Origin of the sequence: Olivibacter sp. XZL3, assembly GCF_004368405.1 — a bacterium.
Classification (GTDB): domain Bacteria; phylum Bacteroidota; class Bacteroidia; order Sphingobacteriales; family Sphingobacteriaceae; genus Olivibacter.
Window position 1 is genome coordinate 38233 of the sequence record NZ_SBJH01000071.1, and the last position, 12138, is coordinate 50370.

Consider the following 12138-nt stretch of genomic DNA (forward strand, 5'->3'; position numbering starts at 1 on the left):
AACCTACGAGGTTCTGTACAGTCAAACAGTATTTAAAATGATATAAACGGCAATAGACCCCAGCAAAACTACCGGAGTCTAATACCATTTAGGATCTCTTTAGATGAGAATTATTTAATCTCAACTACAGCTCCTGCTTCTTCTAGTTGTTTTTTCAACGCTTCAGCTTCGTCTTTAGTAACACCTGCTTTAAGTTCTTTAGGAGCACCATCAACTAAATCTTTAGCTTCTTTAAGACCTAAACCAGTTAAATCTTTCACTAATTTAACAACAGCTAATTTTTGACCACCAGCTTCTTTCAAAATTACATCAAAAGACGTTTTTTCTTCTGCAGCAGGTGCATCACCACCAGCAGCAGGGCCAGCAACAGCTACAGCTGCAGCAGCCGGCTCAATACCATACTCGTCTTTTAAGATTTGAGCTAACTCGTTAACTTCTTTTACTGTCAAGTTTACTAACTGCTCAGCAAACGCTTTTAAATCTGCCATTTTATTTTAAATTTTTGAATTTACTTTTTTCTATTAACTAATTACTTAAACGGTTTGCAAGGATCCGTTAACCTCTTTCTTGTAAAGTTTTAACCAAACCTGCAATTGTACTACCACCCGATTTAAGGGCAGAAATAACATTCTTAGCAGGCGATTGAAGTAACCCAATGATATCTCCAACGAGTTCTTCTTTGGATTTCAACGCTACGAGCGAATCTAATTGGGAGTCGCCAACAAATACCGAAGCATCTATATAAGCCCCTTTTAAAATTGGCTTATCACCTTCTTTACGAAGTTCTTTGATTAATTTCGCAGGTGCATTACCTGTTTCCGAAAAAAGAATAGTAGATGCGCCTTTTAAAACGCCCTTCAATTCCTCTGCATCAACCCCAGCTGCTTCCAACGCCTTTGCAATCAGCGTGTTTTTTGCAACCTGAATCTTAATACCTCTCTCAAAACACTTGCGACGGATATTGTTAACTTTTGCAACAGTCAAATCAGCAGTATCGGTAATATAAAAATTGCCGTAAGATTTGATCTGATCAGTTAAAGCTTGAACAATTTCTTGTTTTTCTTCTTTTCTCATGATTAAATCCCCGCTACTGATTTAGTTTCTACCTGAATACCCGGACTCATTGTTGAAGAGAGATGGATACTCTTAAAATATGTTCCTTTCGCCGCAGATGGTTTCAATTTAGAAATCGTTTGGATTACCTCCAACGCATTATCATAAATCTTATCTGCATCGAATGACACTTTACCAACTGAAGCATGAATGATACCGGTTTTATCAACCTTGAAATCAATCTTACCGCCTTTTACCTCAGTAACTGCTTTAGCCACATCTTGTGTAACAGTACCTGACTTAGGGTTAGGCATGAGGTTTCTAGGCCCTAAAATACGACCTAATCTACCTACTTTAGCCATAACGCTTGGCATGGTAATAATGATATCAACATCGGTCCATCCACCTTCGATCTTGCTGATATACTCATCTAACCCTACGTAATCCGCACCTGCTGCTTTAGCTTCTTCTTCCTTGTCGGGAGTACATAACACTAAAACGCGTACGGTCTTACCGGTTCCATGAGGCAAGGTAGCTATACCACGAACCATTTGATTTGCTTTACGTGGATCTACGCCTAAACGAACGTCGATATCCACTGATGCATCAAACTTAGTAGTGGTAATCTCCTTTACAAGTGCTGCCGCCTCCTGTAAAGTATACGCTTTACCAGCTTCAATTTTGGATAGTGCCGCTTTTTGATTTTTTGTTAATCTAGCCACTTTCTTAAACTGATTTCTGTTAATTAATTGTTCCAGGGTGCATCACCACTTACAGTGATACCCATACTACGCGCCGTACCTGCAACCATTTTCATGGCCGACTCTACTGTAAACGCATTCAAGTCGCTCATTTTATCCTTAGCGATAGTTTCTACTTGTTCCCAAGTAACTTTGCCTACTTTTTTACGGTTAGGCTCGCCTGACCCTCCTTTTATCCCGGCAACCTCTATAAGTTGCACAGCAACCGGGGGAGTCTTAATGATAAAATCGAAAGACTTATCAGCATATACAGTAATTACAACTGGTAATACCTTGCCTGGCTTGTCTTGGGTACGTGCATTAAACTGCTTGCAAAACTCCATGATGTTCACCCCTTTTGCACCTAACGCAGGCCCTACCGGGGGTGATGGATTAGCTGCGCCACCCTTCACCTGTAATTTCACTAACGCACTGACTTCTTTTGCCATTTTCGATTTAAATTTAAATTACTAAATGTTTGTTAGTAAGTTGGAAGCAATATAACGTAACATTTGTTTTCTAATCAAGTGGCCTAGTAGGCCTTAACTCTTTTTTAGAGTGCGCAAAAATACAACAAAATTCAGAACTAACAAAATGTTTTTTGTAAAAATCTGAATTCTGTTGTATTATGCGAAAAGATATCTTGTTGGGATAGAGTAAAGTTATTACTCCTTTTCAACTTGCATATAATTTAGTTCCAAAGGTGTCTTTCTACCAAACACTTTAACCATCACCTTCAATTTCTTCTTCTCCTCGTTCACCTCTTCTATTTCACCTGAAAAGCCATTGAACGGCCCATCGGTCACTTTTACGGATTCCCCTACATAATAAGGGACATTCATCATCTCCCCCTGCTCGCTCATCTCATCAACAGTACCAAGGATACGGTTAACCTCTGCTTGGCGTAAAGGAATAGCATTGCCTGCTTTATCGCCTAAAAACCCTATAACGCTATTTATATTTTTTATTACGTGTTCTAACTCACCGTCTAAAGCCGCTTCTAGTAATACGTAGCCAGGATAATAATTACGCTCTTTAGCGATCTTTTTCCCTTCCCGCATTTGGAAATATTTTTCCATGGGAATCAAAACCTGCGGAACCAAATGATTTATTCCCAAACGATTAATCTCAGCCTCAATATATTGCTTTACTTTCTTCTCCTTACCGCTTACCGCGCGTACAACATACCATTTCAATTGCTGATCTGCCATTCTATAATCCTCCTTGATTTAGGCCGTTGTACCGTAAAACAATTTCAATATCGCACTTGAAGATTGATCCATCGCTAACACAACAAGCGCTATGATGATCGATGCTATAAGCACAACCACCGCTGAATTCTGTAATTCCGACCAAGTTGGCCAAGACACCTTTTGAGTCATCTCATGATAGGAGTCTTTTAAAAAATCAAGTACGTTTGCCATTGTTATGATATAGAAATATATTCTTTAGACTTTAGCTAACGGCCTACTGTTAACATTTTAAGCCAACGAAAACCGACTGTTATTTAGCACGGGCACAAGGATTCGAACCCTGATCAAAGGTTTTGGAGACCTCTATTCTACCATTGAACTATGCCCGTAAGTTAACTGGCTAATCGGCGTTCAAACCAATTAGCCAGTTTAATATGCTTGTATTAAGCGATAATTTCAGTTACCTGACCAGCACCTACTGTTCTACCACCTTCTCGGATAGCGAAACGTAGACCTTTTTCCATGGCGATCGCGTTGATCAATTTAACATTGATTGTAACGTTATCACCAGGCATAACCATCTCTACACCTTCTTGAAGCGTAATCTCTCCAGTAACGTCTGTCGTACGGAAATAGAACTGAGGACGGTATTTGTTGAAGAATGGCGTGTGACGACCACCTTCTGCTTTTGATAATACGTAAACCTCTGCTTTAAATTCAGTGTGAGGCGTTACACTACCTGGTTTACAGATAACCATACCGCGACGGATATCAGTTTTTTCAATACCACGTAATAATAAACCTACGTTATCACCAGCTTCACCGTAGTCTAGGATCTTGCGGAACATTTCTACCCCTGTTACAGTAGATTTCAAGTTCTCAGCTCCCATACCTAAAATTTCAACTGGATCACCTGTGTTGATTACACCACGCTCAATACGTCCTGTTGCAACAGTACCACGACCAGTGATCGAGAATACGTCTTCAATCGGCATCAAGAAAGGAAGATCTGTCAAACGTGGAGGAATTGGAATGTAGTTATCTACCGCGTCCATCAACTCCATAATCTTGTCTACCCATTCTGCCTCGCCGTTTAAAGCACCTAATGCTGAACCTTTGATTACAGGAATGTCATCACCTGGATATTCGTAGAATGACAATAGTTCACGAACTTCCATTTCTACTAAATCCAATAACTCTGGGTCGTCAACTAAGTCAGTTTTATTCATAAATACTACTAGAGCCGGTACACCTACTTGGCGAGCCAATAGAATGTGCTCACGAGTTTGAGGCATTGGACCGTCAGTTGCAGCAACAACGATGATAGCTCCGTCCATTTGCGCAGCACCAGTAACCATGTTCTTTACATAGTCAGCGTGACCTGGACAGTCAACGTGAGCATAGTGGCGATTTGCAGTTTGATATTCTACGTGAGCGGTGTTGATTGTAATACCACGCTCTTTCTCTTCTGGAGCCGAGTCAATTGAATCAAATGAACGAGCTTCTGACAAACCTTTGTCTGCCAAAACCTTCGTAATAGCAGCAGTTGTAGTGGTTTTACCGTGGTCAACGTGACCGATTGTACCAATATTTAAGTGTGGTTTACTGCGGTCAAATTTCTCTTTTGCCATTTTTTATGCGTATTAGTAAGTTAATTTTTATTTTGGTTCTTTTTTATTTACACTTACGAGCCAATGATGGGACTTGAACCCATGACCTCTTCCTTACCAAGGAAGTGCTCTACCGCTGAGCTACATCGGCTTGTTTGAACAACAAAAAGCTAAAGCCGATATCGGTTTTAACTCTTTGATTCAAGAGCGGAAGACGGGTCTCGAACCCGCAACCTATAGCTTGGAAGGCTATCGCTCTACCAATTGAGCTACTTCCGCTTACTGTTATGATGATCTTATCGGAGCGTGTTTTTTATCTTATCAGATGAATTCAAACATAATCACACTGCACCAAATAATATCTAATGGTGGGGGGAGAAGGATTCGAACCTTCGAAGCCGAAGCAACGGATTTACAGTCCGTCCCATTTGACCGCTCTGGAATCCCCCCAACTTAGAGCCCCCTGCCGGGATCGAACCAGCGACCTACTGATTACAAGTCAGTTGCTCTACCAGCTGAGCTAAGGAGGCAATATATCTAAGAACTTTCACCCATCTGGAACCATCTCTTTCTTTAACTTCAACCCCTGTGTTCCCTTTGGGACTGCAAAGATAGACAAGAAAGTATTAATTCAAAAAAAAAGTGAAAATATTTATCACAAAAAAGTGCCGTTTTGAGCAAATGGCTTAATTATCAACGAAATATTTTTCGAAAAATCCCACACATTTTATCGTCCATTTCTGTTTCTTCTATCGGCTTGCACATGAAAAAATCCCTTAAGGATTCTCTCCTTAAGGGATGCCTCATAAATGTAGTGAAATTTTAAATGAGTTCTCCCGCCTGCACTTCCGCCAGCACCTCTTTATGATGAGTCACTTTAGCCCGTGTTTTCGTTTTATGTTTATTTATTTGCCTACGCAATGATTCTATCGCCAAATCCGTCGCTTCCTCAAAACTCTTGGCCTGCCCTTTAGCAAAAAGTTGGTTTCCCGGAATGTTCAACTTAAACTCCGTAATCTTGTTAGCTTCGTCCTCTACATTCTCCAATTTCAAATAGCATTCGCCTGCTATTACCTGATCGAAAAATTGATCCAGCTTGTCCACACGACGTTGGATAAAGTCTATCAATTTCTTGTCTGCCTTGAATTGAATGGATTGCGTGGTGATGTTCATAAGTCCTCCTTTTTTAAGCTTTGGGATGAGCTTGTTTGTAAATAGATTTCAATCGCTCCACCGAATTGTGCGTATACACCTGTGTTGCGACTAAATTTGCATGACCTAATAACTCTTTGATAGCGTTCAAATCTGCCCCCTTATTTAATAACGCTGTTGCGAAGCTATGCCTTAGCACATGTGGGCTCTTCTTTTGCTGGGAAGTTATTAGCGACAAATAACGAATTACTACTTGGTAAATAAGCTTCGGATAAGCTTGTTTACCTTTTATAGTAACGACTAAAGTTAAGCATTTGTTATCTAAAGTTTCATTTTTTTTTAACAATAAATAACGCTCGATCAAAACTTTTAGCGACGGCAACAAAGGCACGATCCTTTCCTTATTCCGTTTACCTAAAATCCTGATGGTTTGATTGTAATAATCTATGTCTCCTTCTTTCAATTGTATCAATTCGGCCAGTCGCATCCCGGTACCGAAAAGCAATTCGATAATCAGCCGATCACGCTGCCCTTGGAAGCTGTCGGGAAAGATGCTATCGTGATCTAGCAACTGATTCAATTTATCTTCTTGAATAACCACCGGCAATCTCTTTGGTGCTTTTAGCGCTTTTACCAGCAAAGTAGGGTTCTGCTCGTAAAGCCCTTCTCTTTGCAAGAATTTGTAATAGGTACGCAGTGACGACAACACCCTATTAATGGAAGAAACGGCTAAACCACCCTCCATTAATGTCGACAAATAATATCTCAACTGTTTATGTCCTACTTCTTCAAAACAGACAGATTCAGTCTTCCAGAAAAGCAAATAGCTCGTAATATCTTTTTCATAAGCCGTTACCGTATGATCCGAAGAGTGCTTCTCGAATCTCAGAAAGGATATAAATCGTTCCAAATACATACACCCAATTAAGTTAAATTATTTCCCGGTCCACGTCTGTTCGTCGCGAACAACCTGTTGATCGCTGCGCCTATTGCCATTATAACTGATACCTGGTTATTTTTCCTTTCACTATAAACAGCTTGATTATGGCCTTTTTATCGACAACAATATCACCGCCATAATCAGGATTAGCCGCCCTTAATATAAGCTTTTCAGGGTTATTATGTGCAAATAAAAGCTTCAGGGTCACCAAATTATTCGCCAGTTCATTGGTAACAACCAAATAAGCCTCTCCCCAGAGGATTACATCCAGGTTACAGACTTCTTTAACCGCTATGATTTCCCCGCTGGCAAATTTGGGATGCATATTGTCACCATATATAGGTAAGTAAGCTGTACAATCGTTAAAGGGGCGAAAGTTCACATAAAACTCGGGCGCTTCGCGGAAAGCGTCAGGTCCGTCAAACACGATATCCGTCAAGGGAATATTATAATACGGTACTTCTTCCGCTAACGGCTCCTGCACTAAGCGATGATCCCTTTTTCGAGGCCTATGCTTATAGGGAACATGAGATAGAAACGGCGCACCTTCTTTTGTCTCAAGCCATTTCAAACTTATATTATGATAGTCGATAATATCTTTTGCTAAGCGCTTCCCAACGATTCGCCCGCCGTTTTCAATCGCTGAAAAATTATTGACGTGGGTAGCGATTCCACCATAAAACTGTTCTAAGGTCATGTTCCGCGAAAGGCGGGCTTCTTTAAACAAGGGCCCTAATGTCGCTCGGTCCAAATGATCTATCATAAATAAAAAAAATATCAAATTATCATTTTATATAAAAAAGATATTATATTTGCACATATATCTATAGGCAAGATACGATAATCGACGCCTTTTAACAACATTTTTTACCTTCAACTTAATATTATGGAAAATTTTCATGAAGCCATTCAAACCGTACACTTCCGTTATCTAAAAGAAGACGCCATTCGAAATCCATTTTCGTTTATCAAAGAATTCTGTACCCAGGAAACCGAAGTGGAGCTTTTCCGGGATGATATACTCACCCTCGTGAATGCCGCAAGTACGGAAAAAACAGACAGCACCGAAAAGTTCTATGCTAGTCATGAAAACTTCGTCTACGATCATAAACAGATCATAACCGTTATTGAGGCCTTATGGGTACTACAACACCAACCCGAACTCGATTTAAGCATTACGGAGACACACCCACTCTACCAAAAGTCTATCTGGAGAAGCCTCCGCATTGATGTTGAAGCAAGAATAAACGGACATGCAGGCCACTACAGAAAACTGGAAAACCAAGAAATAAACAACATTCACCTTTTTCTAAAAGATTTCTTTCTATACCGCGATCTGGATGAATGGAGAGAAATCCTAGACGATCTGCTGTCATACGCCCATCATCACGAGCACTATATCGATACCTTGTCCCTTTCCGAATTCATCGTCATCCGCGAATACCTCGAGAAGGTAGCCGAAGCGATCTTCTTAATTGCAGATCTACGCTTTAACTATGCAGAAGAACAGATCGAAATGCAAGCTAATAAAGAAAGCGACTTAGCTTCGACCCAAGATACAGAAGCCGATCCATCCGATCAGCCACGGTCGATGCCATCATTAATGGATGCCAATTTTACGGATGGTTTGATACAATACCTCAACACTTTCTGGAGCCACCTTGAAACCGATAACCTTGATTATCCTTGCGGCCCTGTTATGTTTACCGAAACGCTCGAAACGGAACTACTCACCTATTTTGACTCTTTTCATCCGAAATTTCTTGAAAGGAATTTCCGTAGGGTTTACATGGGCTATCTCGAACACCTGTTCGAAACCGGCACTCCCTATTACCTTGATGAGCTAAAAAGCTTCACGTCTCATATGGACACATTTTTTGAACTGTTGAACCTAGCAGATCACGAAACAAGACATTGGCCACAAGAAAACCGCATAGGATACCAGGAAGCCTAACTCGACTACCGTTTCCTTCGGATCTCAATCACAAAAGAAAAAAAGTTATTAACCAAAACGAGTAGAAGCAAAAAAGCCATTCACAAATTTTGCGAATGGCTTTTTATAATTGACATCTACTATATTAAACGGTATCCTGATTCAAGGATTGTTTGTAGATTGCTTTTTTAATTTGAGTACGGCGGGTAACAGATTTTTTCTCGTATGCTTGGCGCGCACGAAGCTCTCTTAACACTCCAGTCTTTTCAAATTTCTTCTTAAAACGTTTCAAGGCTTTATCTAACGATTCGCCATCTTTTACATTTACGATAATCATGCTCTTTATACCCCCTTTCTATTGTCAAAATTTGGGACAACAAAGATAGGCGTTTTTTTAGAAAACTAAAAATTTAAATTCTTTATTATTCTTTGGGCTAAATTCCGGCGCCATTCACTAAAGACATCAACGCGAAAAAACAACCTTCCAAAAAATCAGTCGCCCTTCAATATATTTGCCCTTAACGCCAGTGAGGCGATGTGCGTATGTGCATACGTGTATTGAACCTCTGCTTTGAGAAAACCGAATCCTAATAACAGGCCACATCCTCCAGCAGCAACAGTCTCCTTAATCCGGGAACTAAACAGGTCGGTATATTCAACAGCCGCATCTTCCACTACATCTCGGATATAAGCATCGTTTATTCTGAGTCTGAACACGCCGCTGCTTCCTAAATCACTTGTTTGATGTGCCATCCCACCATGTCCGTAAATTTCCATAAAGCTGTTCAACTTAAAATTGAAAAATAGGATCGCTTGTTGCGTTTTGGTATGATGAGATAGCTGTAAAGAGGTGCCGGCTGTACTAAAATAATCGTTATTGAAAGTTAGAAAGCGATCGCCATTTGGGGTAAATTCTGTTTTATTTCTCATATAAGACAGCAGCAAATTAACGGTAAACTTAGGGTCTTCCCGGCTGTCGAACCATTGCGATAAGCTATGCCGAACCGCCCCACCCCAAGCGGAAACATCCACTTTTCCCTCATTTAAACCTACGGCAAATGGCATAACCCGTAAAGAAATCTCGGTACTTTTACCTAAAGTGAGGCTCAACTGCGGCATAACGAAAGGCGTTACCCCTACGTTCGTGCCTACACCGTCAATCATATTGAAGTTTGCACTCAGGTAGTCGCCCGTAGCGGGATTGACTAAACGATTGTTTGTTGAAGGATCCAATAAAAAAAAACTGACAGCCCCTCCGCTCGCGTCCGTAAATAATCCGGGGGTCAGCGGGGCTGCACTGATGTTGGCGCTTTGATATAGATGATTGGTGCGTATATAGCGATTTCCATCATTGATCGGGATAACAGCCGACGACCCCACTAAACTGAAAGAGAGGGCGCCCGCCCTTTTTGATATCGCGCCTCCTTCCCATCCTTGATTTAGCGAAAAGCCAAAATTTGAGGAAAATAAATTGGTATAGGCCGAAAAATAGCTATTTCCGAAACGTTCCAGATCCCTTACTTGTATCTCATAGTCCTGCAAAGTCTGGGTATAACCTAACTGGCAGACAAAAACCGACAATAGCGACAGATATTTAAACGGCTTATAAACGTACAACGGAGTTACCTTAATCATGATTAGAAGGAATGAGGGTAGCATAGCCTATTTGGGAACTACCATTTGTTAAACTTATATTGAGCAAATCATAGGCGGAATTAAGAACCTGAAAAGTAAGTTGCTCTTTTAGCGCATCTGACACAGCTGGCACCGTGATACGCAATTCTTTTTGCTCTTGTCCCTCCAGGGAATAGGTAGCAAATACTTCAGATCTCGCTCCAAAAAGCTCTTCAAAAACAGCGCACGCTACCCCTTCCGAAGGCGCTTCGATTTTCACTTTAGCGCCCTTGCCTCCTTTATAAAAAGTAAACTTTAAGCCTCGTACGCACTGCCATTCAGGCCTCTCGGTCACATCCGCTTCTTGCTCGTCAAATATTCTATCAATCAACCAGGTTTTCTGCCCGCCATCCTGGTCTCCTCGCTCAAGCGCTAAATGCAAATAAGTCGGTGAGCTGTTCACCGCATTTCTCAACGCTGAATAATCGAGGTATCGAAAGCTGGCTTGGCAACTAGCGCTTTCGAGGTCGACTTGTGTCAGACGCGCCAGCTCAGCTTGATTAGACCAGCTGTTTGTACCGTCTGGATACCGAATATCAATGAGCGGTGTGGATTCCGCGCCCGCAGGCAAAACAACCTCCGTTCCTGCTAAACTATCCGGTCTGGAAACGCTCTGCTGGCCTTCTATAAAGTTATTCTCGTTGGCGTAAATCTTAAGGTAAGTAGCTTCCGCGAAAACCTCTTCCGGAAAAACATAATGGTAATCCATTATACTACATGTACGATCTTTTTCACAACCCAATAAGCACACAAGTAATACACCTAAAAACAATGTGGTATGCGTTCTTTTCATATAAAATTCAGTATCTAATATAATCCAGTGTTACGAAGGAAACCACACAATCGACCACAACTTGTACCCGCCCCTACATACGAACCTACCGAGATCTCCAACTATTCGCCGGGGAAGCTCCGCTTTCATTCGGACCTTCCAGAGTTGTAGAACCGTTTACTATAACAAATCGAAATAATGTTACCCAAAAAGCCTGCCATTTATGGTGTCCTTTACAAAGCATTCCTTTCGATTTTATCTTTTTTTTCCTATTTTAACGCCGTAATCAGGATGCTGAATCCATTATAAAAAAACCGAATGAAACCTATAGCGCCTCATTTTTTAAGTTTAGCCTGCGTGCTAACGACCATAACGTGCCTTGTAATCCCGGGAACATCTCTTAAAGCGCAAGACAACCAATTTGGAAACTGGTATGCGTGGTTTAATAATGTTAAGTTCAGCTCCCAATGGGGAATGACCAACGACATTCAGTTTCGAGCCGGACGGAATTGGAATGAAAATTCGCTTTTCTTGATCCGGCCCGGTGTAAATTACTACATTAACGCCAATCAAACTGCCTCAGCCGGCTATGCCACGACTATTGTAAGCAACGAATTAGCCGAAGGCCAGCGGCGTTTAACCGAACACCGCATTTGGGAGCAATTCATTTTTACAGGAAAGCTTTTCCATATTTCCGTCCAACATCGCTTTAGACTTGAACAGCGCTTCTTGAAACGGCCTATCGAGACCGTTTTCACACAAAGAGCCAGATACTTTATCAGGGGAATTATTCCATTGACCACTCCACTCAAGCAAACCTTTACTGAAGGCTCTTTTGTCGCCCTTCAAAATGAACTATTCGTCAATATTCAAAACAAAAACAACGTAAATGGAAGCCTTTTTGATCAAAATAGGGCTTACCTAGCATTTGGCTACAGATTTTCTCCAAAATACGACTTGGAGGTAGGATATATGAATCAGTTTTCCAAAAGAAGCTCTCACCCGAATTTGCTGAATCATATTGCACAGGTCGCCTTCTATACACGCTTATAGTTTCATATATACTTGACA

The 12138-nt window shown here is 41.0% G+C and carries 15 protein-coding genes and 5 tRNA genes; 2 read left to right on the forward strand and 18 right to left on the reverse strand.

Annotated elements, in window-relative coordinates:
* Window positions 1-110 precede the first annotated feature (110 nt).
* The 15 genes from rplL to EPX21_RS16505 all read right to left on the reverse strand — a co-directional run bounded on the left by rplL (window position 111) and on the right by EPX21_RS16505 (window position 7451).
* On the reverse strand, window positions 111-488 hold the full coding sequence (gene rplL, locus EPX21_RS16435) for a 50S ribosomal protein L7/L12 (protein ID WP_134090790.1): 378 nt from the start codon (window positions 486-488) through the stop codon (window positions 111-113).
* A gap of 67 nt (window positions 489-555) precedes the next feature.
* Window positions 556-1074, reverse strand: coding sequence for a 50S ribosomal protein L10 (gene rplJ, locus EPX21_RS16440; RefSeq protein ID WP_134090791.1), 519 nt, complete (start codon window positions 1072-1074; stop codon window positions 556-558).
* 2 nt (window positions 1075-1076) lie between these two features.
* Window positions 1077-1775 carry a 50S ribosomal protein L1 gene (gene rplA, locus EPX21_RS16445; RefSeq protein WP_134090792.1) on the reverse strand — a complete coding sequence of 233 codons (699 nt, stop codon included), beginning with the start codon at window positions 1773-1775 and terminating at the stop codon, window positions 1077-1079.
* 23 nt (window positions 1776-1798) lie between these two features.
* Window positions 1799-2242 carry a 50S ribosomal protein L11 gene (rplK, locus tag EPX21_RS16450; RefSeq protein ID WP_134090793.1) on the reverse strand — a complete coding sequence of 148 codons (444 nt, stop codon included), beginning with the start codon at window positions 2240-2242 and terminating at the stop codon, window positions 1799-1801.
* Between the two features lie 216 nt (window positions 2243-2458).
* On the reverse strand, window positions 2459-3004 hold the full coding sequence (gene nusG, locus EPX21_RS16455) for a transcription termination/antitermination protein NusG (protein WP_013665676.1): 546 nt from the start codon (window positions 3002-3004) through the stop codon (window positions 2459-2461).
* Between the two features lie 18 nt (window positions 3005-3022).
* On the reverse strand, window positions 3023-3217 hold the full coding sequence (gene secE, locus EPX21_RS16460; protein ID WP_134090794.1) for a preprotein translocase subunit SecE: 195 nt from the start codon (window positions 3215-3217) through the stop codon (window positions 3023-3025).
* 87 nt (window positions 3218-3304) lie between these two features.
* Window positions 3305-3375, reverse strand: a tRNA-Trp gene (locus EPX21_RS16465).
* Window positions 3376-3429: 54 nt separating this feature from the next.
* Entirely contained in the window at window positions 3430-4617 is a 1188-nt protein-coding gene (gene tuf / locus EPX21_RS16470) for an elongation factor Tu (protein WP_134090795.1), read from the reverse strand.
* Window positions 4618-4675: 58 nt separating this feature from the next.
* Window positions 4676-4747: transfer RNA gene (locus EPX21_RS16475), tRNA-Thr, on the reverse strand.
* 55 nt (window positions 4748-4802) lie between these two features.
* Window positions 4803-4875 (reverse strand) — tRNA-Gly (locus EPX21_RS16480).
* Between the two features lie 87 nt (window positions 4876-4962).
* Window positions 4963-5046 (reverse strand) — tRNA-Tyr (locus tag EPX21_RS16485).
* 7 nt (window positions 5047-5053) lie between these two features.
* A tRNA-Thr gene (locus EPX21_RS16490) sits at window positions 5054-5126 on the reverse strand.
* 292 nt (window positions 5127-5418) lie between these two features.
* Window positions 5419-5769: a ribosome hibernation-promoting factor, HPF/YfiA family gene (gene hpf / locus EPX21_RS16495; RefSeq protein WP_134090796.1), complete on the reverse strand. Its 351-nt coding sequence runs from the start codon at window positions 5767-5769 to the stop codon at window positions 5419-5421.
* A 13-nt stretch (window positions 5770-5782) separates the two neighbouring features.
* On the reverse strand, window positions 5783-6664 hold the full coding sequence (locus tag EPX21_RS16500) for a tyrosine-type recombinase/integrase (RefSeq protein WP_134090797.1): 882 nt from the start codon (window positions 6662-6664) through the stop codon (window positions 5783-5785).
* Between the two features lie 79 nt (window positions 6665-6743).
* A complete protein-coding gene (locus EPX21_RS16505; protein WP_134090798.1) occupies window positions 6744-7451 on the reverse strand; it encodes a DNA-binding protein in 708 nt (235 codons plus the stop codon).
* A gap of 123 nt (window positions 7452-7574) precedes the next feature.
* Between EPX21_RS16505 and EPX21_RS16510 the strand changes: the two genes are divergently transcribed.
* Entirely contained in the window at window positions 7575-8642 is a 1068-nt protein-coding gene (locus EPX21_RS16510; RefSeq protein WP_134090799.1) for a hypothetical protein, read from the forward strand.
* A gap of 124 nt (window positions 8643-8766) precedes the next feature.
* On the opposite strand, the gene rpsU is transcribed toward EPX21_RS16510, so the two are convergent.
* From rpsU to EPX21_RS16525, 3 genes are all read right to left on the reverse strand, one after another.
* Entirely contained in the window at window positions 8767-8958 is a 192-nt protein-coding gene (gene rpsU, locus EPX21_RS16515) for a 30S ribosomal protein S21 (RefSeq protein WP_013665669.1), read from the reverse strand.
* Window positions 8959-9113: 155 nt separating this feature from the next.
* Window positions 9114-10256: a DUF6588 family protein gene (locus tag EPX21_RS16520; protein WP_134090800.1), complete on the reverse strand. Its 1143-nt coding sequence runs from the start codon at window positions 10254-10256 to the stop codon at window positions 9114-9116.
* Window positions 10249-11088 (reverse strand): hypothetical protein, encoded by an 840-nt coding sequence (locus EPX21_RS16525; RefSeq protein WP_134090801.1) that lies wholly within the window; start codon window positions 11086-11088, stop codon window positions 10249-10251. Before EPX21_RS16525 ends, EPX21_RS16520 begins: the two co-directional genes overlap by 8 nt.
* A gap of 297 nt (window positions 11089-11385) precedes the next feature.
* On the opposite strand from EPX21_RS16525, the gene EPX21_RS16530 reads away from it, so the two are divergent.
* Entirely contained in the window at window positions 11386-12120 is a 735-nt protein-coding gene (locus tag EPX21_RS16530) for a DUF2490 domain-containing protein (RefSeq protein ID WP_134090802.1), read from the forward strand.
* The last annotated feature ends 18 nt before the right edge of the window (window positions 12121-12138 follow it).